19 protein-coding genes and 3 pseudogenes are annotated in these 23,556 nt (G+C 57.7%); 11 read left to right on the top strand and 11 right to left on the bottom strand.

Features of this window, described 5'->3' with window-relative positions; genetic code table 11:
* Window positions 1-127, bottom strand: a pseudogene (locus tag IVA82_RS15020) (IS3 family transposase); the annotation flags it as partial.
* A gap of 197 nt (window positions 128-324) precedes the next feature.
* Here IVA82_RS15020 and IVA82_RS15015 point away from each other — a divergent pair.
* Window positions 325-885 carry a hypothetical protein gene (locus tag IVA82_RS15015; RefSeq protein ID WP_256469651.1) on the top strand — a complete coding sequence of 187 codons (561 nt, stop codon included), beginning with the start codon at window positions 325-327 and terminating at the stop codon, window positions 883-885.
* A gap of 304 nt (window positions 886-1,189) precedes the next feature.
* Here the strand turns inward: IVA82_RS15015 and IVA82_RS15010 are convergent.
* Both IVA82_RS15010 and IVA82_RS15005 read right to left on the bottom strand, forming a co-directional pair.
* A pseudogene (locus IVA82_RS15010) lies at window positions 1,190-1,393 on the bottom strand (cold shock domain-containing protein).
* Between the two features lie 568 nt (window positions 1,394-1,961).
* Window positions 1,962-2,354 carry an avidin/streptavidin family protein gene (locus tag IVA82_RS15005; protein ID WP_247381326.1) on the bottom strand — a complete coding sequence of 131 codons (393 nt, stop codon included), beginning with the start codon at window positions 2,352-2,354 and terminating at the stop codon, window positions 1,962-1,964.
* Window positions 2,355-3,142: 788 nt separating this feature from the next.
* On the opposite strand from IVA82_RS15005, the pseudogene IVA82_RS15000 reads away from it, so the two are divergent.
* A pseudogene (locus IVA82_RS15000) lies at window positions 3,143-3,446 on the top strand (EAL domain-containing protein); the annotation flags it as partial.
* Between the two features lie 384 nt (window positions 3,447-3,830).
* Window positions 3,831-6,095 carry a hypothetical protein gene (locus IVA82_RS14995; RefSeq protein ID WP_247381324.1) on the top strand — a complete coding sequence of 755 codons (2,265 nt, stop codon included), beginning with the start codon at window positions 3,831-3,833 and terminating at the stop codon, window positions 6,093-6,095.
* A 106-nt stretch (window positions 6,096-6,201) separates the two neighbouring features.
* On the opposite strand, the gene IVA82_RS14990 is transcribed toward IVA82_RS14995, so the two are convergent.
* The gene (locus tag IVA82_RS14990) at window positions 6,202-6,831 is read right to left on the bottom strand and encodes a hypothetical protein (protein ID WP_247381322.1); all 630 of its coding nucleotides are present in this window, start codon (window positions 6,829-6,831) and stop codon (window positions 6,202-6,204) included.
* Window positions 6,791-7,342: a hypothetical protein gene (locus tag IVA82_RS14985; RefSeq protein ID WP_247381320.1), complete on the bottom strand. Its 552-nt coding sequence runs from the start codon at window positions 7,340-7,342 to the stop codon at window positions 6,791-6,793. Before IVA82_RS14985 ends, IVA82_RS14990 begins: the two co-directional genes overlap by 41 nt.
* A gap of 469 nt (window positions 7,343-7,811) precedes the next feature.
* On the opposite strand from IVA82_RS14985, the gene IVA82_RS14980 reads away from it, so the two are divergent.
* The 4 genes from IVA82_RS14980 to IVA82_RS14965 are packed head-to-tail and all read left to right on the top strand — an operon-like array spanning window position 7,812 to window position 12,941.
* Window positions 7,812-8,087 carry a hypothetical protein gene (locus IVA82_RS14980; protein ID WP_346658669.1) on the top strand — a complete coding sequence of 92 codons (276 nt, stop codon included), beginning with the start codon at window positions 7,812-7,814 and terminating at the stop codon, window positions 8,085-8,087.
* A 41-nt stretch (window positions 8,088-8,128) separates the two neighbouring features.
* Window positions 8,129-9,877, top strand: a complete 1,749-nt coding sequence (locus IVA82_RS14975) for an SIR2 family protein (protein WP_247305749.1) — start codon at window positions 8,129-8,131, stop codon at window positions 9,875-9,877.
* Window positions 9,874-10,497, top strand: a complete 624-nt coding sequence (locus tag IVA82_RS14970; RefSeq protein WP_247381316.1) for a hypothetical protein — start codon at window positions 9,874-9,876, stop codon at window positions 10,495-10,497. Before IVA82_RS14975 ends, IVA82_RS14970 begins: the two co-directional genes overlap by 4 nt.
* Window positions 10,494-12,941, top strand: a complete 2,448-nt coding sequence (locus IVA82_RS14965) for an AAA family ATPase (protein WP_247381299.1) — start codon at window positions 10,494-10,496, stop codon at window positions 12,939-12,941. The genes IVA82_RS14970 and IVA82_RS14965 overlap by 4 nt, the downstream gene beginning before the upstream one ends.
* Window positions 12,942-12,977: 36 nt before the next feature.
* Here IVA82_RS14965 and IVA82_RS14960 read toward each other — a convergent pair whose 3' ends face one another.
* From IVA82_RS14960 to IVA82_RS14950, 3 genes are all read right to left on the bottom strand, one after another.
* The gene (locus IVA82_RS14960; protein WP_247381297.1) at window positions 12,978-13,238 is read right to left on the bottom strand and encodes a hypothetical protein; all 261 of its coding nucleotides are present in this window, start codon (window positions 13,236-13,238) and stop codon (window positions 12,978-12,980) included.
* A gap of 612 nt (window positions 13,239-13,850) precedes the next feature.
* Window positions 13,851-14,432 (bottom strand): competence protein CoiA family protein, encoded by a 582-nt coding sequence (locus IVA82_RS14955; protein WP_247381294.1) that lies wholly within the window; start codon window positions 14,430-14,432, stop codon window positions 13,851-13,853.
* Between the two features lie 15 nt (window positions 14,433-14,447).
* The gene (locus tag IVA82_RS14950) at window positions 14,448-15,170 is read right to left on the bottom strand and encodes an SOS response-associated peptidase family protein (protein ID WP_247381292.1); all 723 of its coding nucleotides are present in this window, start codon (window positions 15,168-15,170) and stop codon (window positions 14,448-14,450) included.
* A gap of 584 nt (window positions 15,171-15,754) precedes the next feature.
* On the opposite strand from IVA82_RS14950, the gene IVA82_RS14945 reads away from it, so the two are divergent.
* Window positions 15,755-19,747: an ATP-binding protein gene (locus IVA82_RS14945; protein ID WP_247381290.1), complete on the top strand. Its 3,993-nt coding sequence runs from the start codon at window positions 15,755-15,757 to the stop codon at window positions 19,745-19,747.
* A 166-nt stretch (window positions 19,748-19,913) separates the two neighbouring features.
* On the opposite strand, the gene IVA82_RS14940 is transcribed toward IVA82_RS14945, so the two are convergent.
* On the bottom strand, window positions 19,914-20,093 hold the full coding sequence (locus IVA82_RS14940) for a hypothetical protein (RefSeq protein ID WP_247305705.1): 180 nt from the start codon (window positions 20,091-20,093) through the stop codon (window positions 19,914-19,916).
* A gap of 396 nt (window positions 20,094-20,489) precedes the next feature.
* On the opposite strand from IVA82_RS14940, the gene IVA82_RS14935 reads away from it, so the two are divergent.
* Together IVA82_RS14935 and IVA82_RS14930 are read left to right on the top strand one after the other, a co-directional pair.
* Window positions 20,490-20,804, top strand: a complete 315-nt coding sequence (locus tag IVA82_RS14935) for an endonuclease domain-containing protein (protein ID WP_247381287.1) — start codon at window positions 20,490-20,492, stop codon at window positions 20,802-20,804.
* A gap of 84 nt (window positions 20,805-20,888) precedes the next feature.
* A complete protein-coding gene (locus IVA82_RS14930; RefSeq protein WP_247381285.1) occupies window positions 20,889-21,290 on the top strand; it encodes a hypothetical protein in 402 nt (133 codons plus the stop codon).
* 115 nt (window positions 21,291-21,405) lie between these two features.
* Here the strand turns inward: IVA82_RS14930 and IVA82_RS14925 are convergent, their stop codons facing one another.
* On the bottom strand, window positions 21,406-22,380 hold the full coding sequence (locus tag IVA82_RS14925; RefSeq protein WP_247381283.1) for a DUF4238 domain-containing protein: 975 nt from the start codon (window positions 22,378-22,380) through the stop codon (window positions 21,406-21,408).
* An 814-nt stretch (window positions 22,381-23,194) separates the two neighbouring features.
* On the opposite strand from IVA82_RS14925, the gene IVA82_RS14920 reads away from it, so the two are divergent.
* Window positions 23,195-23,347: a hypothetical protein gene (locus IVA82_RS14920; protein WP_247381281.1), complete on the top strand. Its 153-nt coding sequence runs from the start codon at window positions 23,195-23,197 to the stop codon at window positions 23,345-23,347.
* Here the strand turns inward: IVA82_RS14920 and IVA82_RS14915 are convergent.
* Window positions 23,332-23,556 (bottom strand): ATP-binding protein (locus IVA82_RS14915; protein WP_247381279.1); only part of this gene is annotated, 225 nt, incomplete at its 5' end. The two genes, IVA82_RS14920 and IVA82_RS14915, sit on opposite strands and share 16 nt — an antisense overlap.

Here is a 23,556-nt window from a genome sequence, read left to right as displayed (position 1 = left end):
CGATCTTGGCCGCAATCGACGTCACCGCCGCCCAGCGCGAGGGATGCTCACTCGCGTGATCCAAAACCATCCGAACCGCACGCGCCCGGACCTCGGGTGAAAACTTGTTCGTTGTCTTGCTCGTCATGGCTCCACCTTCTCAAGAGTTGGAGCCTCCGGCAATCCCGGGGCGGTTCAGAGAAGCGATGCCAGTGCGGCAGAGCTATAATGTTGGTACCGCTGCAAGCCCAGGTCGTCTCCTGACAATGCCGGCTTGGGAGCGGGGCAAGGCACTCGGCGTGAAGCTGGTGACCGTGTTTCCGAAGAGCGGGGCATGCGGTCTCCCTGCCTTTTCCTCGCTTTACATGCTGTTCGACGGCAAACGGCCGGCCGCGCGCAATGATCGATGGCGAAACACTCACTAATCGGCGTACGGCCGCCGCCTCCGCGCTCGCATCACGACATCTCTCACGCCCCGACAGCCGCACGCTGCTGCTGATTGTAACCGGCCGGCTCACCTCCTATTTGGCCGTTGCCCATCGCGCAGTTAGGCCGATTGAAGCCGTGCTGGTCTGGGGGCGCAATGCGCAACGTGTCCAAGCGCTCGCGGACACACTTGAGCATCAGGGTCTCAAGGCCAAACCGGCTGCTGATCTGACGGACGCTCTCTCGGTGGCGGACATCGTTAGCTGCGCCACCACGTCACGTGAGCCGCTGATCGTAGGCCAGCACCTCAGGCCAGGAACACATCTCGATCTCGTCGGCGCATTCACACCAGAAATGCGTGAGACCGACGACGATGCTGTTTGCCGCAGCCGCGTGTTCGTAGATACTATGCGCGTGCCCTCAAAGAAGCCGGTGATCTGCTCCAGCCGATTGCGGGTGGCCGATGGGACGCCTCAATGATGTGTGGGGATCTTCATGAGTTAACCAATGGTTTGAAGTCTGGCCGCCTTTCGCAGCAAGAGATCACTCTCTTCAAGTCTGTTGGGGCCGCAATCGAAGATCTTGCGGCTGCGAATCTTCTTGCCTGAGAAATACAATGGTTTTGAAAAAACACGAGATCGCGTATTAACACTGATGTGCGCCTTCAGGCGAGGTTGCCGACTCTGAAGTGTTTCGCCGAACTCAGATCGAGGCATGTAAGCGCGAAGAATGCTGACACCCTAGGCGAATCACTGTTGACGCGTCATGTAGCTGATAGCGCGAATCATCCCGTACGCAGATTTTCTGCGGATACCTTGCCTGAGCTGCCAGTCTTGATCTCGAACCTGATCAAGGCCCCCTCTGCAAGATCGGTATAGCCGGCCTTCTCGACCGCCCTATGTGCACGAAAACGTCGGCTCCGCCATCATCCAGCTTGATAAACCATAGCCTGGGTCGCGTTAAACCACTTTACGATACCAGTCGTCACCAAAGTATCTCCAATTCCAAATGACGGCGATCTACCTAATGGCTAGAGAGAGATCAAGTCCGTACTCGTTGCCAACGTGCGATCTTGTCGCCGCGCAACATGAAGCGGCAATAGCAAGCAGCTTCGCGGAACGGTTAGACTGAGCGCGCCCTTGGCTACTTCCGGCGGCGAAGCCTGCGAATCGCGCTGCGTGAGAAATTCTGGGTATCGAGAGCTGAAAATTCACATCGTCAACCAAACTCAGGCAACGCGACCGCCGCACATGTTAGCGGCATCTGCGGGAGCCCGCGCTCGGCTTCAAAACAAGGACCTGAAAAGTAACGGTAGTGCACGGATCGTCCCGCAATTCGGACGCAAATTCAGAATGTCCTTTCGAATTTCGGGAGAGGCCCTTTGATGTTTTTCCCGGGCCGTTCGGCACGACTTGCCGGCTGTCCAGCATCGAAGCTGATCCTGGACAGGCCAGTGCTCCACGAAGGCGAGCCCACATTTCCCGAAGAGACGCAGCCAAAAACTCGCGAGACTGAGTTTCCAATCTAGGGTCGCGACAGAGCAAGAAGATTGAAAACTACCATACGCGCGTGAAGGTATCGGCACCCTTCAACTTGCCGGGCTTGCCGTTCTTGTCAACGTAGAACAGCGTCCATGAGGTCGGCATTTGAGACCCGTTGAGTTTTCCAACCCACCGGGTGAAGGAATTGCACTGGGCAAAGGTAACAACAAAATACAAGCCAGTTGGGCTAACGGCTCCCGATGCAGGATAAGGAATGCCCTGGCACGCAAACCCTTGAGCATGGTTTGTGAAAGTCCCTTGTATTGCCTCGCTATTGGCGGACCAAACAAAAAGTTCTGAACCTCGTTCATTCTTCCAGTATGAGGGGGCAGGAAGCCCCTGTGCAATGGCCTCGGCGGAAAGAGAGAAGGAATGGGCGAGCAGCAAGAGTCCCAGAAGTCTCTTCATATTGAAGCCCCAAAAAAGGTCACTTAAAGGTCGCAACGTGGATCATCTAGCGTGATACAACTTGAGGTCATATTCGCTGCTCTTATCTCGCGTTCGGCAAAGGAATGCGGCGCATATACCCGAAATCACGCTGGATCGCGGCGTAGCCGGACCCTGTCGAGCCCTCGGCGCTTTTCATCCTCGAATCGGTTCGCCTGGGCGGCCGAGCGCCGAGCCGATGCTCGGTTATTTTGATGTGCCATGCCTGTGGTCGTCGGAGGAGATGCGGAGAGTAGAGGTCATTGTCCACGAGCTGTATCGGATCGGGCAATCCGCGCCAGGACGTCCATCCCGTGTTGCTAGCATCATCGTCTTCAATGGGTCCGAAAAACGCGTGCAGATCAAGAAGCAGGCCCCGCCCGCACGACTTTCGTGGGCCAATGATCTCAGATAGCGACTGGCGATACGATTCGACCAATCCTTGAGAACGAAGACCTTGGGTCCGGGCGCTCCTGATAGATCCGTGTTCGCCGAACAGAGACTCGGAAATCACGGCTTCCTGGAACGACCCAATAGCAGCCCTCCGGATCTCGATTCAAGTCTGCGACGTATCGATCGTGTATCGCCGCGATCCTTGTAATCCCCAATTCAGGCAGGAAGCCGTAGACGCGGAAGGTGCCAGTCGGTTGTTTCATAGCCATCTTCGAAGAAGCAGCGTGAAAGGCTGCTCAATGGACGGCTGAATGAAGGCGCCGCCGTGGAGTCCGCGGCTTGCGAGGCACGTCGCGTCAACAAACAACATGCACGCGGCTTGTGAGCAAAACATGGCCTGGCAGCGCGACGGCCTTCCTCCGCTGCTGATGGCGATCAACGTTTCGCCAAGGCAGTTCTCCGACGAGAACCTCCTCAGATATATCGACGAGGCCCTTCAAGTCAGTGGCATGGACCCGACATTGCTCCAAAGAGATCACGGAGAGCATGGTTATGCTGAATGTCGAAAAGGCAGTTCAGGTGCTGGATGCAATACAGGGCTGGGGCGTGCGTCTTGCCATCGATGATTTCGGAACCGGCTATTCGTCGATGTCCGTCACGAAACGGTTCCCCATATCCACACACTCGATGGCGCTCGTCATGGCGGCAGATACGATCTCAGGTTACATTCGGGGTCTTCTCGACGGCAAGGAGTTTAAACACACCGCTTACGCTCTCGATCGAGATTCCCGAAAGGCGGCGCTCGCCCGGTTCCTGCGCAAAGCCGCCGGTGAATCAGCTGCGATAGTCGAGGCCGAGCCACCTCTAGCGGCTTGATATCGAGGCGACAGGAAGCTCGCCGCAGGTACACTCGCGGGGCCTTTCGAGTCTTAACGCGCAATCGGTGGTCGGGACCGCATCAAGTATGAGGACTGATAGTCCTGCCTGCTCAAAATAGAAGATAGTGATAAACTCAAGGTCACAAAATCCAATGGATGTTCTAATCTTATTTTTTGGGGGTATCGGGTGGTCGCGCAGGCTCAGGGTCCTTGGACGTCTTTGGCACTTCATACTCTCGGCTGGAAAGCATTTCAGGATCTTGGCGCTCAAGTCTGTGAAGAGGTTCTCGGGCGCACCGTTTCAATCTATCGGGAGGCGCAAGACGGTGGACAAGACGCCGTATTTCTCATGGCATCGGCGAAAAATCCGAAGACAGGTGTGGGTACGGTTCAGTGTAAATTCACCTCGGATCCCGGTCGCCGACTCCGAATATCTGATCTCAATCGGGAAGAGGAAGCTGTTCGGGGACTCGTAGCAAGCGGACAAGCGGAGACCTACGTTCTTTTAACGAATATGGGGGTCGACGCGCCCGTCGCTGTTTCTCTGCGCGCCAGACTGGTCGAACTGGGCGTCAAATTCCCGCACATTCTAGGCGGAGAATTCCTGACCTGGTCCATACGCCGGAGCGCGCACCTCCGGGCTTTGGTCCCAAGAGTCTACGGGCTAGGAGACCTTTCAACGATTTTGGACGAACGGCGCGCGGCGCAAACGAAGCATTTGCTAGGCCACCTGGTTGATACGCTGAAAGTGTATGTTCCGACCGGCGCTCACCGAAATGCAATTCGACGCTTGGCGGAAAGTGGCATCGTTCTCTTGCTCGGCGAACCTGCTACCGGCAAGTCAACAATTGCTGCCATCTTAGCAACCACGATGGCAGAAGAGGAGGGGCACGAGAGCCTCAAGTGCGAGGGTCCGATGGACCTGTCCGACCGATGGAATCCCAACGAGCGAAACCGCTTCTATTGGGTAGACGATGCCTTTGGCGCCACCCAAACGCGGGCTGATTACGTTGATCATTGGATTTCGATCATGCCAAAAGTTCAGGCCGCTATCGCGTCAGGAAACCGATTTGTACTCACCTCACGCCGGCACATTTACGAGGCGGTCAAGTCCAAACTCGGCACGCGCAATCATCCGGCATTAAAGTCCGAACGGGCGATCGTTGATGTAGGAGACCTCACGAACGACGAGCGACAGCAAATTCTTTATAACCATATCAAAGCCGGTCAACAGACGACCGCGTGGAAAAACGCAGTCGCGCCGCAGCTGGATGCGATCGCAACCGAAAGCCGCTTCATTCCCGAAATTGCGCGCCGCCTTGGTGATCCCTTATACACCGCGCGGCTGGGGGTAAGTCACGCCTCACTGCTGGCCTTCGTCCGCGCTCCGAAGCCGCATCTCATTGAGGTAATTGAAGAGCTCGGTCGGGTTCATCAGGCGGCGCTCGCCCTTGTTTATATCCACCGGAGCCAACTTCCCGCCAACGCTGGCAGTGACGTTACATGGGACTTAGTCGCCAATGCATACGGCGTGGACAAAATCTCTCTTGGAGAGGCGCTTCTTGAAATTGACAAGTCGTTTGTCGTCAGAACGGCTGATCAACATAAGACTTGGTGGACATTCAAGCATCCCACAATTGTTGATGCGCAATCTGAAATACTCGGCCGTAGGCCGGAACTCACCGAGCTCTATCTTCGGGGAGCGCACTGGCGCGATATTCTGTCAGAGGTGGTGTGCTTTGACGCCGAAATCATCAAGGATGCTGTGGTCATCCCGAGTACACAACTGAGTTTGCTCGTGAGCCGTTTGCGCGAAATCCCGGACGAGCCGGAAGCAAACCAAAGCTTGTACGAATTTCTTGCAACGCGTGCGTCAGATGACTGCCTGCGGGCTGTTCTCGCTCTCGATCCTGATTTGCTCCATCGAGACAACCAGTACTGGTCGAAACTTGCATATGACCCGAAACTCAGAACAGCTGCACGCCTCTATCGGATCGGTCTCCTCGCCGATGAATTTCGCGAACAGCTTGTTGATCGAATGCGGAGCCGGTTCTCCTCCAGTCTCGACGCATCCTTTCTAGAGCAGAGTAGCTTGCTAGACTTATTCGATCCCCGCGATCTAATGAGGTTCACGATGGAGGTGCGAAACACGCTGCCTGCGTTGGAGGACCATGCAAGATCCATCGAAGAGAATGCAAGCGATCATTACGACGCCGAAATGGGATTTGATGATTATCGGTCGGCCGTAGAAATCTTCGAAGAACTATTTGAGGAAGACGAAGAAGCGCCCTCTCTCATCGAGAATGCCAAGTACGTGATGGACGCCGCAACAGATCGAATGAAAGCACGATTCCCGAAACCGGACCCGGTGTGGTCAGGGAAAGATCTGGCTCCTGAAGTTCCTAAGGCACCAGCCTCGGCCAGATCCATCTTCAGCGACGTGGCTCGATAATGTCGGGGTCGACCAGCGCGGAGAGTAGCGGCACTCGATTTCACCAGCGACAACGCAACTTGCTTCACTGATCGATCTACTCAAGATTATTGGCAGCTAACGCGCATCAAGATCGATCGCCAGCGGCCCTATCGAGACGCTTTCCTAATTCTCTCAGATCGGGGTCGTGGTGAACCACACGGAACCAGCCGTCATCGGGGTTACCGACACGTTCGATCATAGCACTTCCGAGCATGCGCCTGCGGTGCCCGTCAACATAGAGCTCGGCGCGAAGCATGCCGGGGTCCGCTGCGATCTGCGAAAGCAATGCGATTTGACCGGTGCGGGCTGAGATCCCCTCTCCAGCCTGATCAATCTCCGTGATCTCTAACATCGCATGATCATGCGGGCCGTGTACGACAAGATGCGTTCCATTCGGCATGCCGGCGCGGCTTGGTGGTGCGCGGCCCATTTCGCCGATCGTCGCGTGCGTCGTGACGGACCTCAAGTCGGGGTGCTGCTTTAGAAGCGCTCGTGCGGTACCGAAGTCATCGATGTTCGCGTAGATATAGCGGGGACTGTGAACGATCTGCAGACGATTGAGATGGAGGACCAGGTCGTTGTCGATCTCGATTGGTTCGCCAGACCTCAGGCCAGCTCGATATCGGCCCATCCGTGCCTTCTGGCCCGCTTCAAGACGCGCGTGCCCAATTAATTCATAACGCTTGACGATCGTCGGACAATGAAGCGCGATCATGAACTTCGGTGATATTGGCAGGTATCCTTAAGGCGTTCGCGCGCGAGACGCGCGCGTGGGTTATGTAGCCATATTCTGGGCGCATTGTAGAGGACTTGATCGCCGATCTGTTCAGCGGGTGATCGCGATACTGCGAAAGATCGATTTCGATAGCGCCAACATCCATCATCTGGATCCGTGCGAGCTTTTCTTCGTCGCACGAATGGGTCACTTTGAATTCAACAATCAATCGGCGGTCGCGCAAGAGCAGCATGACATCGGGAACGATCTGCCCGGCCTTTGCTTCGAGAATCGCCCGATCGAAAGCCCGTGTCTCAGCCTGGACGACACTCTCTCTGTCGCCGTACTCGACGACGAGCATCGCCGGCAAAGCAATCTCGAGCCGTTCATCAAGAATCTTTTTTGCAAACTTATGTAAAGCGGTCTCGCCGGCTGACGCGCACGATCGGCCATCTTGTTGCGCGCGATGCGCGAAGTGATGAGCCTGTACATTGCCTTTCTTCGCGACCATCGGCCTGCCGCAGCCAGGGCATGAACAATTGCAGGCAAGGCCCGATGGGACATCGTCGATGTGCAAGAACCGGCCATCGGATCCCTCGGCGACGAAGGCGCCACCTTGCTCTGTACATGCGAAGAGCTGGCTCAATAGTATCGGTGACATCGTTGTAGCCTCACACGATCACTCCACTCGGACGCAACAAAAATCGGCGTCCAGAGGCTTCGGGCCCTACTTAAGGCTGAACCGGCATGCGCATACGAGATCTCGGGCACTTTCGTTGACGTTAGATAGCCTAGAAGCTATATTTCGTCTGTACTTGTGATCCCGCCGCTTCTTGTCGGCTTCTTCGTCCTGGAAACCCACGGACCCAAACGGGATGAGACGCGAATCGCGCGGCCCTTCAACGCTTCATCGGAGCCAGCGCAGGCAACCGTTAGATCAACAGAAACAGGAGGTTGAGGGCCTGCGGGCATTGCGCCGTATGGCGGGGAAAGGCCAGGCGGAAGTCGCATCAGCGCTTAAGATCAAGCAGCCATCCGTCTCGAAGATCGAGGGCCAGTCGGATATGTACCTTTCGACTTTGCGTTCCTACGTAGAGGCGATAGGCGGCCGGCTCGAGTTGACCGTGATAATGCCCGCTGGCTCGGCAGTCGCGGTTCAGCGTCTAGGTAGACCCGATCGACAGAATCCGGGGAGCAACAGAAACCGGCACTTTGCCAAGCCGCCACAAAGTGATGATAACCAAGAAGAGACTTAAATTGGGGAAGGCCGCAGCCTTCGCGTGGGGAACAACAAGCAATGACCGTGGCACTGAAAGACGCCACTACGATTTCCGTTTTGGATACGCTTCACAAGCTCGACAATGACTTTGATGCGATGGCGACGGCCTTCGAGAATGGAGAGTTTGCCCTCTGGGTTGGCTCCGGAATTTCCCGGAAGGCGCCGAGCCTTGGCAATCTCGTAACGCGCGCCGTCGAGTTTCTCCGACAACGAACCGCCGATCCCGCGACGTCGGCTCGATTTCGCCCTGCCCTTGCCACTGCTCTTAGATATGGCGGTGTGGAAATCGTCGACGTCGAACCTCACCTCGGCGTCTCGTTCTCGTTATGGCCGAATTACACGCAAATCCGTGATGCCCTGTGGGGCAGGTACTCCGAACTCCTAGATGTGCGTCTCCAAGGAGAGGCGAGCGATTTCATGTTGTGGGACGCGGTCGACGTGCGCGAAGCGTTCAGTCACCCCGCTCCGCCCGCCAGTGAGCACCTGAGCATTGCCATCCTCATTCTTGAAGGCGCGCTCCAGGAAATCGCGTCGGCAAACTGGGATGGGTTCATCGAAGCAGCGGTCGAGCGGCTCGCTGGGACCATCAACGGCAATTTACAAGTCGTTGTCGATCCGGCCCATCTACGAGATGCGCCGGGAAAAGCCCGCCTCCTCAAGTTTCACGGCTGCATCATCCACGCGACCGACGATCCTGCGACCTATCGTAATTCCTTGATCGCCAGCAAAACGCAGATACTGAACTGGCCGGAGGCTCAGGCAACCGCCGCGATGCGGGCCGAGGTAGTCTCTGCCGCTACAAATCTCAAGGCACTCATGGTCGGGCTTTCACTCCAGGACGTGAACCTTCAATCTGTCTTTGTCAGGGCCCGCCAAACAAACCCGTGGCCTTGGCCCAGCACGCCGCACGCGCAAGCTCATGTTTTCTGCGAGAACGAAATCGGCGAGGGCCAGCGTCAAATCCTCAAGACCGTGTATGCGGACGCGTATAATGACAATATCCCCGACATCGAGGCGAGCGCCCACCTCCAGGCTTGGGGTGAGCAAGTCTTGCTCGCCTTTGTTTTAAAGCTGATTACAGACAAGCTTACCTTGCTTATGCGCCTCGGTGTCGAGGGCAAATCAAGCGCGGCGAGCGCAGATCAACTCGCGCATTCTCTCAAGCAATTGCGGGATGCGATCGCATCGCAAGCAACCGGCGATCGCACCGCTTTCGCCAATGCTGCGATTGCCATGTGGTCGCGCATGATCAGTCTGTTTCGGACCGGCGAGCTGCCGGCTGCACCAAACGCCTACCAGCTTATCAGCGGCAGCTCCCTCGGCCAATTGGCCCAGGACGCGAATGCCCGCGCCGCCTCGTTCGGGGAGCTTGCCATCGCCCTAGCTCTGTTGTCAGACGGACAGGCCGACGGCCTCTGGCAGCTGAGTGGGCCGACCGGCGCTGACTTGTCTGCTGGCGCGCTCACATCAACCCCGACCTGGGCGAGTGCGCAGCCAAGAGCCATCTTCTTTGTCCGGACCGCAAAAGTCGCGCTCGACTTGCAGAAAAGTGGGGCGTTTGCCAACGACAACACCATTGTTATTCATGCGGACGATGCATGGCATCAGCTCCAACAGCGAGGCACTCCGTCGCCACGCAGGCCGAAGCGCTCTCCCGGCCGCACAGGCGCTCCCAACACTCTTCATGTTAGCATCACCCAGCTTGCCGAAGCGGAGCCCGACATCGCCGCATTGCGCAAGCGCTTCTCCTCTGAGGTGATCCTATGACCGGCAGCTTGCTCGTCCGCGGCCTTGTGAAGAGATTGGAGGCTGCAGGATATCAGTCTCTTGGAACGCCATTCAGAGTGGCATCCGTCGATTTCGAGTTCACTGCGGCGTTGCTCGGCACCGCGGGCCGCGGGCTAGATCTCATCTTGATTGTCGACACCGCCACGGGTGACTACGGTGATCGCGATGCTGCCAAAGTCAGGCAGCGGGTCGAGGCTCTCAGCCGAGCACTCGACATCACCGGGTCTCGCTACGTCTTGACCGTCATTCTTGCCGGTGCTTCGCTTCAAGGCGACATTGAGGCCCTCTCAGCGACCTGCCGGGTGCTGACCATCGAACATGCTGCGCTCGACGGCGCCGGACAGCCTGTAGGAGATGCGGCGGCGGAAACTCTAGATGACCACATTCGCGTGTTACTCCCATTGGACCTGCGAGGCGATGATGCCGGCGAAGCTCTCCAGGGTGATCCCATTGCGGAGCTTCTGTCTGTGCTGCCGAAGACCGTAGACAGTGAGCTGGTCCGGGCGATTACCGAAGCCTCGATGAACGGCGAGGAGGCCGTGACGAAGGCGCTGGGAACGCGTTTAGAGGAGGTCCTTTCAGAGGACGAGAACCCATGACGGACATTCTGCTCCGCCAACTGGAGATTACAAATTTCCGCAGCATCAGGGGGACCATCCAGGCGCCCCTAGACGCGAAGGTGGTGCTCGTGCATGGAGAGAATGGCGCAGGGAAAACGAGCCTGCTTTCGGCCATCGAACTCGTGCTTACTGGGCGGGTTATTTCCTTGCAGCGTGCCGATCCGCAGTACATGTCTCAACTTCTGCACCGAGTGCCGCTGCCAAGTGTTGACAACCATGGTTCTATCAGCCTGCAAACAGAAGGGTTGGCCGGCGAGAACAGTTTCTCAGCGGAGATCACCCAAGGTGGCGTGCAAACGCGGTCGACGTTGGCGAGTGGCGCCGCGTCGTTCTTCAGCGAACGATGCTATCTTCCGCAAGCCCTACTAGGGCAGCTATTGCAGATCTACCAAGATTCGGACGCTGCGCCAGATTCCCCGCTTTCTCGCTTTGTCAGCGAAATGCTCGGCTTGGATCGCCTAGACGCGATCGAAACAGGCCTCGCGCCCGTCGGAGATATCCGCAATCTCCGGAAGACAACCGAGCGATACGGTCAAGTCGAGTACGAGAAATCCCAACTTGATCGCAGTCTCACAGAACACCGTCGCACACGCGACGCGGCCGAGAAGGCGCTCGACGCCGCATTGTCGGAGCTCAATAATGCGCGGTCGTTTCTCGGCCTAACCGACCCGGTCGATAGTTCAAATCTTGACGCTGTTTTGGATGAGCTACGGGAAATTCCCGAGGAAGCGGCGCTTTCTGATCTCCACGACCAGCGGCGCCGACTGGAGGCGATTGCTCGCGAGGCAAGTCGCAACGCCGATGCAGGCACCCAGCAAGATGAAAGCGCACTTGCGGAGACCCATCGACAAGCGAGCGAGCGTCTTCGCTCGTGGCAACAGCAATTTGATCAGCCAGTGCAAGCCCTGCGCACGCGCATCGCTCGCACGTTCCCAGAACTCAACGCATCTCATTCCGACCCGCAAGCCTACCAAAGCTTGGCTCTTGCATCCCTCCGTGAGAAGCGAAAGCAAGCTGAAGATCGTTCTGCTCGCGCCGCGCAAGACACGAGGCGGCAAGCGGAAATTAACAACGAACTCGTCGTCGCCACGAAAAATCTTCAGACGATCGACGACGAGATCGGACGAATCGCCGAGAATTCCGGAGCGTTGGGAGCCGTCCTCGCCGAACTTACATCGTTCATTTCTAATGAAACATGCCCCGTTTGCGATCGTGATTTCGGTGAAGAGCGTAAGGGGCCATTATCCGATCATGTAAATCACAAGGTTCGCGGTCTAACGGGCTCCGCGGAACGCCTGCTCGGTCTCAGCCGCAATAGATCATCCCAGCAAGAGCAGATCGAGCGCCTGGAACGAGAAAGTGCAGAAATCCAGTCCCGGTCTGTCCCGCAGAAGGAGATCATTGACCTTGATCGACTAGCTGGCTCTCTCGACGAACTGATTGCAGAATTGGAGCGGCTTGCTCCTGCCATGACCGAGGGAGCAGCACATGCGGCCGCCGAGACGGCGGCGCGGCGCTCCCTAAACGACTATCAGTCTCGTAATTTGGCTCGGACCGCGACTATGGAAACGCTCGCGGAATTTGCAAGCTCATTGAATCAAAAGGCACCCGGTTCGCTGGATATGCCAGAGCAGGTCGTCACTCAATTCAAAGCTGTGATCGAGGAACGCATCCGGGTACAGACGTCCCGCGCGACAGAGAGAAGCCGCGCGCGAGATTCTGTGGCGCGGGCCAAGGTCGAATTGTCGCGGCGAAAGGACGCTGACGATCGGATCCTCAAAGATCAGACCAAGCATGGTCGTGCCGACGAGGCTCTGAAGCGGGCAGCGGGGATACGTTCCGATGCTCAAACGATCAAGAATAAGGTCGAGGCCGTAAGATCGAAAATTATCGGCAAGGAATTCAACGATCGGCTCAATCGCCTATGGCGGGATCTATTTGTACGTTTGGCCCCAAATGAGCCCTATGTTCCAGCCTTCCGTATCCCGACAGACTCTACTCACAGACTACAGCCGAAGCTGATCACAACCCATCGCTCCGGGCAGGCAGGCGGCACGCCTGGTGCGATGCTTAGCGCAGGAAATCTCAATACCGCAGCGCTCACGCTTTTCATCGCCCTACATCTAACCGTGACGGCACAGCTGCCGTGGCTCATTCTCGACGATCCGGTGCAGTCGATGGACGATGTTCACATCGCTCACTTCGCCGCGCTACTGCGCACGCTGTCCAAGCAGCACGGAAGACAGATAATTATCGCTGTTCACGACCGCCAGCTCTTTGAGTACCTTAAGCTAGAGCTTAGTCCCGCGTTTGAAGGCGATAGCCTAAGGACGCTAGAGCTGTCGCGCGGCGCCGCCGACACGCTTTGTTTTCCTGATCGGCGGAGCTTCAGGCAAGAAACGGCGCTCCGATTCGTTGCGTAGGTTGTGGACGCCTGAGCCAGTGCTACGCTAACGATATCAGCCCTTCGGCGCTGCACGCCGAATTACGGCCTTTTCCGTCTCCGCCGTTTTTTCGCGCGCTTCGTCGTAACGTTTGCGCAGCTGAGCAAACACGGTGTCCTTGCCAGCCGCATTTGCTAAGCTAGAAAGCCAGTCCAGATTTCTCAGGGCATACGATCTTTCCGACGGCCTTTGTCCGTCGTGCACCGCCTTTCGAAATTGCGTGATATTCATAGTTGAGATGCCTAGCCGTTGCATCTCTCGAAGTTCTGCAGTCATGGTCGTCGCGCCGAAATTTTGGAAGTATCGGTCGACGAGATCATCGATGAGCGAATGAAGCTCGGCCGCGATCTGTCGCTCAGCGCGGTATGCTTCTTGATGAGGCCTCTCCGAGTTCCGGTTGGTTAGACTTCCATAGTTTGTGATATCCCACTCTCGTGCGCATCTGGAGCAGTCTATTCCGTAGGAAATGTCGGCCGAACTCCATGGATTGTCTTGAGTTGTGACGTACTTCCGAATTGTCCCGCCCCCGCACGGACATGGACCAACCGAAAAATCGGATGTCTCTGAGGTGCTCATTCTTTACCCCTTCCGGCAATTGAGGCAGTGCGAACGTTCTGAGGGCCTTGGGATCGCGCCTCGCGCACGAATGCATTGCGCATCAAAATCTGCGGCGCGCGCGTGCATTGAGCGTCCGCGCAAAATGCTCCCGCAAAGCATCGCGATTGGATGGCGGAGGCGGAGGGGGCGGGGACGCCGGAGCGAGGCCAAGACGCTGCAAGGCCGCTGAAATATCGAATGTCTCATAAGGGCGGCCCTCTGCGAAGAATGCGCAAAACGAAGGTTTGGTGATTGGCGTGAAAATCGCTAGTTCGGGCGGGCTTTGCGGCTTCAGCGCCCACAGGATCGGTTTGGCAAAGTGCATCGCGTCTTCCGGCTGAGCCACGTCACCAAAGTCAAAGAAAACAGGTACCTGCTTGAGCCCCAATCGCGAACGAGCGCGCTACCCTTCGTGGACATCCCAATGGTCATTGGATTGGTAGCGACGATCTTGCCGGGGCCGAGCGATTTGAAGAAATGCGGCCTATCCCGGATACGGCGAAGCCCGTCGACCACCCAGACCATGTTCTTGTAGTAGGCTTCCCGCGCGTCGCGCTCCTCGCGCCGCAAGGCCGAGTGCTGAAACTCAAGGACAACGCCGCGTTCCGTCATCACGTCGGCGACGTGCTTTTCACCGCTTCCAGATTTCCGGATGATCTCTTGCCAATGCGCCGGAAAGCAATTCTTCCAGTTGCGATGCCATTCCGTTTCCGGCTCCCACCATGGATCGCAGTTGCGTACGCCGCGATGCGCCCAATGCCACGCCTTGTGCTCGCCGCACTTCGCGATCACTGAATCCCCGCACACCGGGCAATAACCGGAACTGCCTGGTTGTGCTTCAAAGCGCTCGCCTTGAATCTCTGCGAACTTCATAGCCGCTCCTTGCCTCTAGCTGGGTGCGCCGTCTTCCTTCTCGCCTCGCGCGACAATCTTAAGCACGCCGTTCTGAAGAGGGCGCTGCAATTTGAGCGCTTCCTCTGGTGGAGCCGTCAGCCAGGACTCGATTTCATCGGGTGCGGTCAAGATCACAGGCATGGCCTTCGGATGGATTGGGCCGACGACGTTGTTTGGATCGATGGTGAGGAACGCGAACAGGTCGTTTGTCGTCTCGCCTTCCTTGACCTTGCGCACCGATGTCCAGTTGGTCCAGAGCCCCGCAAACACCGCAAGCGGGCGGCTTTCATCGAACGCGAACCAGATATCGCCGCCTTCCACCTTGTTGAACTCGCTGAAGGAGGTGAACGGGACGACGCAGCGGTTCTCGATCCCAAGCCAGCGCTTCCAATGCTTGCTGTTGGTGTTGCGAATGTTAGTGGTGCCGCTATCCGGCTCCATCCGGAGCAGTTCCTTGAAATCGACTTGCTTGCCTTTGGCTTCGAGTTTTGCCGCGCGCTTCTTGGTGGCTTCGAAGAGGGCGGAATGCGAGGACGGCATTCCCCACCGCGCGAGCGATAGCTCGCGAATGCCATCGGGGGCGTTGCGCACGATGGGCGCGCGGTAATCCGGAAACACGCCCGGCATGGGCGGCAAATTGCCCGTCGTGTCGCGGAAAGCTCGTGCGAGCGCGATGATGGCGGCCTGGCCCTTGGTGATGCTGTAGAGATTGCACATGGCGCAAGACTATAAGGTCACCTGATAAGCCGCCAATGCATTTCGCAAGGCCGCGGACAAATGACGCCGAATCTTGCGTGACGAAGCCCGACGATATTGCAGCTGTCAGTCATGATTGTGCGCAATCGGGGCGCATTCGCTGGTCGCGGAGGGCTCTCGTGAGCCCAGCCGTGAACCCGCGTCTCGGCCATGCGGCTTCGATCCCTTGCGCGGATACGGTGTCGCTCGCCGGAGGCACTCGCATTAGGGGCTGCCGCTGCGCGGCACCGCTATCACTGCCCCGAACGCGGGTGCCTTTTTAACCGGTCTCGCGACTGCACTCGCTTTCGGTCCCGCCAGCTTCGCTGGCGTCGCTATCACTGCCCTTCAAGCGGGTGCCTCTAACTCCTGCCCGATCCGCACCTGCGCGTTAGGGCAAAACCCGAATAGTCGGGCGCGTGTCGCCGAACACGGACGCCTGATCGCGGGATATGTGTGGTAAGCGACATTTCAACCCTTGCACATTTTTGTCGGTATTGTCAGCTTCGCCCTTCATGGCCCGAACTTCGCAATTTAACGCCGGTCCCCGGCTAAACGCACCCCCGATGGGCGATCCATCGAGGGAAGCTGTCGCTTCCTTGCGTGGGTACGCGTATCAGCTCTACACGAGTGCGCTTGCCTGGATCGAGCTTCGAAATCAGGAGGAATTGTATCTCGAGGTTGCCGAGGACTATGCCGTAGCCGCGCAGGACGCGCTCAAAGCCGTGCAAGTCAAAGACACCGGCCCCTCTGCCGTCACGATCAACTCGGAAGGCGTCCAAGAAGCGCTCGACGCGTTCGTCGACCTGGTGGAGCGCAACCCGCAAACGAATGTCTTCGTTCATTATCTATCGACCTCTCCCATTGGGCAGGAACGTGCAGTCGGCGACCGTGCCGGGGGGAAGCCAACTCTCGAATACTGGCGGTCGGCGGCGGCCGCTGCCGATGTCGCGCCCCTGCGCAAGGTCTTGCTGGCCTCCGGGCTCTCGGAAAGGGTCGAGCGTTTCATCAACGCGCGTGACGATGAGTCACTGCGGAATGACTTCTTGAAACGGCTGCAGTGGGATTGCGGGCAGCCTGACCTTCGAGCAGTTCAGGACACCCTCACGGCGCGGCTGGCGCGGTATTGTTCAGAAGTACTCGAATTCTACGCTGATGATGGCGAAGACCTCGTCGGCACTGTGCTGATGCATGTCCTCGACACGATCGTCCATGGCAAGCCACGCCGCCTCGACGCGTTCGGCCTTCGAAAGTTGCTGGAAAATGCCACCACCGTCCGTGTTCCCCGAAATGCCGCAAACGCGATTCTGCAACAGGCTGCAAATCGCCTCGCTGGTTCGCAAGGTGAAGGGATCGCGGGGCCAACCGTTCTTGCAACCGAAAGTGATCTTCTACTGCCGGCGATCTTGACGCGCAGGCCGTCGTTGCTAAACGAGGTAATCGGCCTTCTCCGGACTCATGGAGCCGCCATTGTCACTGGCAGTTCCGGGCGCGGCAAAACGCTGATTGCCAGACTGGCGTCGCGGGAGTTGAGCAACGACATCCGCATTGTTGATCTGCGGAACGCCTCACCGTCGGAATCCGTTACCCAGTTGCGGCAGGCCGCCCGCGAACTTTCGGCAACCCGTCCGCGCGCGGTGCTTCTGGACGACCTGAATGAGATTGACGACCCTGGCGTCAGTGATGCCTTGGCGCGGTTGCTCTCGATGATCCGGCGCACTGATGCCGTCTGTGTCATCACCTCTTATAATCAACCGTCAGGGCGAGCCTTGGTTCAGGCAGGCCTCGACCAGGGCGTATGCCTGACTGTTCCTGATCTTTCGACAGGCGAAGTCGAGGAAATGGTTGTCGCTGGCGGCGGCGATGCGAAATGGGCCCAGACGCTTTATCTTGCCGGCGGGTTTGGCCATCCGCAGCTTGTGAATGCTTTGATATCGGGATTGCGGGCCCGGACGTGGCCTGAGGATGAACTGAAGCGCCTTCGAGAGTTTGAGCGCTCGGACGACGTTGAAGCGGAACGCGTCGCCGTGCGCCGCCAACTCGTGACAGCACTGCCCGACGATGCCAAGGCACTGCTGTACCGCGTAAGTCTGACGATAGGCAGGTTTGATCGTCCGATTGTACTGACCCTTGCAGAACTTCAGCCGCCTATTCCTGCACCGGGCGAACAGCTCGACCTGTTGGTTGGCCCCTGGATCGAACCTTATGCGCAACAGCAATACCGTGTATCGCCACTCGTCGCAAATGCAGGGGAGAAAACGTTAGGCCTGTCTGCTCAGCTCAGTGTGAACCGGGCCATCGCGGAGGCGTACACCGCAGGTTCTGTATTCGACATTCTCAAGGCAAACGCGGCGTTTCTTCACGGCTTGCGCGGGAAGTCGCAACCGGCACTTTTGAAGCTCGCAATCGGCATTTTAACCGCGAAGAAATCCGTCAGGAAAGATCTTGCCGACTGGATCACCGGGATTCGGCTCCATAGGACAGATCGACCGATCTTTGCAGATGACGCCCGTGTGTCGGTGTTGCTCCGCATAGCGCAACTAGTTCTTCGCGCCCCTGCCCGGAACCGCGAAGCGGTTGCAGAATCGTGGCAGGCCTTGCAACGGGAGGTCGCGCAGGCAACATCCACGCATCCCGATCTCGAGATGTCTGCGATCGGGAAAGCGCTCAGCGATACGTCACTGTCGGCGCTCCTGCCCGACTGGGTCGGGCTTATCTTGCGCTTCGATGCGCTCGCCGGGAAAGATTTCGATTTTGGATCGGTCGATCAACCGATCGGAGGCATAAAAACTCCTACAGTCTGCGGGATATTATTTCTACTGCAGGCTTCCGGAATTGACAGCGTCCTTGAACTCAAAGCTGTGTTTGACCGCCTCGACATCCTTTCTGCCGAACAGCGCGCTGCGCTTCTAGTGAACGTGGCTGAGTTGCCAAGCGATTTCTCGGTCATTGTCAATCACGCGTGGTTGGCGGAGTCCCGGCAGAGCATCGACTTCGAGAGGTGCGCGCAGCTTTATCATGAAATGGCCGCGCAGGCGCTTCGCTGGGGTCTTCGTCAGTTGGCCTTGCGCTGCTACGTTGCCCGATGCGTCATGCTTGACGAGTATGCCGTCGACCCGGAGGGGGCTCTGAAAGCTCTCGATGAGGCCGAGCAAGAACTTGGAGCCGATCCTGCCCTATCGAGGGCGCGCGCCAAGGTTTATTACCGTCGGAAAGATCATGCTGCCGCCCTGGCTCTTTTGCGTGACTCCGCTGACAAAGCCGCTCGAAATGATTTCGTTGAACAGGCCTTTATGTTCAGGGAGGTCGGGATAAGCGCAGCTGAGACGGGCGATTGGGAGGACGCGGCGCGATGGTTTGATGCGGCCCAAGCAGCAGGATCGAAACTTGCAGCCGGCGGTATGGCGATGATGACGCTTGGTCTCGTTGCAGATCGCGGGATAGCTGAGTTCCAGGCAGGGCGCCTTACTGATGCAGTTGCGTCTTTGGCGAAGGGTTTGGAGGGGCTGTCTCAATTCGATCCCACCGCTTCACTTGGGGCTGGATATCTTCACAGGGTCATTCGACACGCGGTATTTTGCGTAAACCTTCGCGTGACCGGCAAGAAGGCGTTGTTGCCGGAGCAAGAAGGGGCCATCGCACCCGGAATGTGCAGCAATCCAGAGCCGTCGGATATGAGTGATATGCCGCTGGGGCATATCGATATTGCATGGTATTTGCTCGCGGAAGCCGAGCTTGCCGGGGATGCCGGATCTTCCATTGCTGACTCGATGCGAAGCCGTCTTGGCGGCAAGGCTATTCCCTCGATGGAAACCAACCTTCGGGCGGCACAGGTCGAGGCATCGATCAAGGGCTCGGACGTTCACAGCTTTTTGGCCTGCGTAAAGAGCTGGGTTGAAGGTCTATTCTACATTCAGAGTCTCGGCCAGAGCTTTAGAGAGTTTTCACCGCTCAGTCCGACCTACGGGGAAATCGAACCTGCCTCGCCGGAAAAATTTGCAGATCCTAATGGGCAAAGACTCCTTGCGAACGCCTTCTTCGGTTTCGGGATCGCCGCGAGCTTGCAGGGAAGGCCTGAAGCCTTGCAGGCGCTGTATGACGCGATGCCCGAACAGCACTATTCCCCCGATCTCACTCGGCTCGCGGGTGTGATGGCAGCTGCGCTGGAGCCCAATGCCACGAACGAAGCGGTCGAAAGCGCGATCAATCAGGTCGCAACACGGACGCCGAACCTTCAGCCGGATGACGTCTTTGTGGCAGCCCTGAGTATGATCCAGTTCATTGCACGCTCCACGTTGAATACGGTATTGGCGCCCCTTCTCGCGCATTGGCTGCGCGAGCGATGGTCGCATGCGGTCGAGCAACAAGCCTTCCTCTTGCGGAATCCGTCAACAAACATCCCTGCGATCAGGCAGGTCATCGGCATGAAGGAAGACACGCTGCAATACTGCGCGCACTTCCTGGCCACTGTCGCGCCAGCGGCCAAGACGCGGCTGGATGAATCGTTTCGTACATACCTCACCGAGTTGTCCATGCCAAAGCCGAGCTTCACGAGATAAAGTGCCGGTCCCTTAGGGCTTTGGCCGGCGCGCATCGACGATACGCAGAAGTGCGAGGCGAGTAGCAGCTTCGGGTCTCGGCCTCAAAGGTAACGCTCCCTCGCGCGAGTGTGAGGTGCTGAAAACGGCCGTCACTAAAGTGACGGCCGCTGCCAGGCTATGCGGGTTACGAATAGATGCGCCCGTTCGCACCGAGCACGCCTGCGCCGCGTTGACCGCGGCGTTTGCGTTGCTCGCTGCTGACGGTGGCAAGCAGCGAACGTAATTCCTTCGCGAGCTTGTCGAGTTCATCGAGCGACATCTGAGGAGCGCGTTGCTCCAGCGATTTCAGTTCTGCGTTTTTCATTGGCTTATTCCTCTTCGGATAAGCAACCGGGCCTGGTTGCCGACGAAATTAGTATTTCCCGAGCCGCAAACGCGTCCCTCGGAAATAATGAGGTAAGCAATTGAAATTATAGAATAAAGTGGCTTTTCGGCTCTGCCCCTCGCGCACGAAAGGGCGCTCCATCCCGGGTTTTGGCTCCCCCTAAAGGTGCCCCAAAAAAATCGCTTCGCGACTTCGCGACCCTTGCGTTTGCTACCCCCGGGGCAGCGGCGCTGCCCCTTCGGCAAACAAGGATGACTCGGCGATGCGATGCGGGGCCCGACGGCGCTCACGTCATAATTCATCCACCTTCTACCTTACTTCTACCGAGAGGAGTGCTTATGTCCTCCTGCACCTTGTTCACCTCGGACAGAAGTCATGAGCTTGGTTCTTTGGAAGAAGCTTCCGCGCGGCCTGCTGAAAAAGCAGTTCAAAGCGTGGGACCGGCTTGGCCCCGACGTCAAGCGTCTGGTCGTGAAGCTTGCCGAGGAGCAGAAATTCAAATGCGTTCACTGTCCGCGCGAGCGAAATCTGGTTATCGAGCATGATCACGATCCGATATTCGGCACCGGCGATAAGTTGACCGCGTTCAATATCCGGGGGCTCGTCTGTCAGCGGTGCAACTGGCACCTCATGATCTACGAGAAGGATCTCAACGGCGAATATCGCGGATTCGACGACGTCTCCAGCTAGATTTCCAACAGCGAATGGGAGACCTACATCTATGCCTACGACACCCGGGTTGTCAGGCTATACGAAAGCCAACTCGAAGAGCGGATGGGCACCCTCAAATACCTGAAGCGGCGGATTTTTCTCGACAAGTTCGATGATTGGAAGGAGTGGGGCCCCCGCAAGCGGACGTATCCCTGGCATTGGGGTTTTGACGAAATCAAGGAACGGCGGCGCAATATCATCCGGACGCCTGAGCAGTTCTTCAAGGTGCTGGCGGCTATCGCCGAGTACATAAAGAACCAGATTGCAAAAGACCCGGGCTGGAGACCGCCGGAGGAGATGATGCCCATGCTCGGCCGGATCGTTGAGTTCGTGGAGGAGCTTTGGCCTGCAATTGAGGAGCGCTACAAGGCGCTGCAAGCAGCACGGAGCGAAGCAGTGCAGCCTTCGTCGGTGGTGGCGACGGCAGCGCGAAGCCGTATTTTCATAGGTGGCGGCTGCCACTGATGCCTCGGCCCACCCCACCTTTAATGGGTCAGCCCCGTCATAGAGTGCTTCGAGGTTGAAGTTCGCTTCGCGGCAAGCGCGAATGCTTCGGCCGGTTCGAGTGTCCTGTCCACAGTCATGGCTTCCGCAAGAACCGCTTGTCAGAAATGAGTTGGTTGCCAGTGCGTGGCTCCTCCTCGCGCGTGCGAGCGTATTTAAACTTGTGGTCGGGAGAGTAGACCTGCCGGTCTGTTCCATCGGGCATTGTGCTGTTACAGACTGCCACGGTCTCTTCGCTGGCATCCTCCACCGTGTTGCCGACGTTGAACGCGCCGACAACGGCAAGGGTGGGAGAGACAGGAAAATAGATGTCCGTGCCCATCATTGCGAGGCCGGGCGCTAGCGGGCCATCTCGCATCGCCGGATCCTCCCACATGAGGTAGAACGGGCGGTCTGATGTGATGAAGCCGCCTGAGCCCTCGGGTGCGCGCAACAGATGCCAGCCGCGCTTGTGCAACAGCGGTATGCTGTGGTCGAGCATTTGAAATTCGAGGCTGATGAGCGCGTTGTTGTCGAGTTCAATCTTGAAGTTGCCTACGTCGAATGCCTCTCGCATTTGCTCATAGGTGACATCGTAGTTGTCGGGCAGCGCGCCTTCTGCCTTGGCTTCCGCAACACTGGCGTCGTACGTTGCCTGGCTCTGGAGGCGGGCGGCGATATGCATGCGCCCAAGGCCGTCAGCGATGCCCTTGATGTTTTCCCGCATGTAGGGGTTTCTGATCGCCGCAAGCCCTATGAGCGTGAGCAGGTAGGCCTTGTCGTCCTCGTTCTCAAGATTGCGCGCCTCATTGATGCGGACGAGCGCTTCGGCGAGACCGCTCTCAAATTCAGACATTGCACTTTCGAGCGCGTTGGGGTCCATGCCGTCGAGGTGTATCCGGTTGAAGTAGTTTTGGCAGGCCACGTCTTTGACGTTGTTCTTGAAGGAGCGCTGTTCCTCCCGGTCGAATACCGAGATCTGAAAGGCCTTACCCTTCTTATTGGCGAATTGGCGCAGATAGCACTGCGGCACGTAGTGATGGTTTACGGGCCTATTTCGACTTTTCTCCACCTGAACCCTCCCTCGGCCGCTTTCTGTGGCATTAATGCAAATGACGAAAGGTAAGGATAAGCGGAGCGTCCTGCGCCTTACCAGGCATCACCAATCTAGCCGCCTCGTAAGAGGCGGCTTTTGTGTTGTGTGCCGAGTATGAACGACAGCTTGGAGGTGGAAGTCCTCTATCCAGCCTGATGACGGCGAAGGATTAGCGAAGCGCAAGGGCGTCATCGTGAGGTGAGGTCTGAAGAAAGCGTGGAGCAAAGCCGCGGCCCGATGGACAAACACCGGATAACGAGGCCTACCCGGCCGGACGAGCGAGCAACTGATCGCGAAGTCCACGGTCATCAAGGACCGGGGTGGTAAATCCGGCGGGGGTGCGGCGAAGGCGGTCGGTCTTACCTCGGGAGGTCTGCGCTGTGTCCCGGCAACGGGACTGAGGTCACCGTAAGGTGGCCTGACCGCAGCGCAGAAGTCAGCCGAGGGCATAGTGTGCGCTGGGCAGCGCATGAGTCAGGAGGGTTCAAGTCCCTCCGGCGCTCGAATGAGGAGCGCCGTATCCAAAGGCGGGGGTAATGCCTCGTCGGCCAGCGGGTTTACTCGCTGGAGGACAGGGTGTCCGGAGCGATCCGGAATCCGAAGGGTTTGAGGAGAAGTATCGGGCTGCAATCAATGGGGGCTACCCCGACGATGAACAGGTCGGCCAAAGATGGGGCAAGGTCGAGCCCGCACTATGGGGGCGAAGGCGTTACTCATTCACCCATCGAACCAAGGTGTTTGCTGACGGCACGATACGGAAGACTGATGCGTGACCCCAGGAGACCTGTCGGTGTCCAAGGTGCGGATTCCGACGAAGCCGGCCATGCATTCCAATTCGAAGCCGGCCGGGTATTCCGATCTGAAGCCGGCCACCCGTGGCGTCGTTCGCATGGGTCAATTTCATGATGTCGTCGAGGGCTGGGAAGGTCAAGAGACCGGTTGATCTTGAGCGGGTTGCTTCTGCCTCCTGAGGCTCTCTCCTTTGAGTTCGATGCGGTAGGCATTGTGGACGAGGCGATCGAGGATCGCGTCGGCGATGGTGGGGTTTCCGATGATTTCGTACCAGCGATCGACGGGCAGCTGGCTGGTGACGATAATCGAGCGGGCTTCGTATCGATCCTCGACGATTTCGAGCAAATCACGGCGCTGGTC

The sequence above is a fragment of the Bradyrhizobium sp. 142 genome (genome assembly GCF_023074015.1).
Taxonomy (GTDB): domain Bacteria; phylum Pseudomonadota; class Alphaproteobacteria; order Rhizobiales; family Xanthobacteraceae; genus Bradyrhizobium.
The sequence above is the reverse complement of the archived record's forward strand: the minus strand, read 5'-3'. Positions and strand labels throughout refer to the sequence as shown.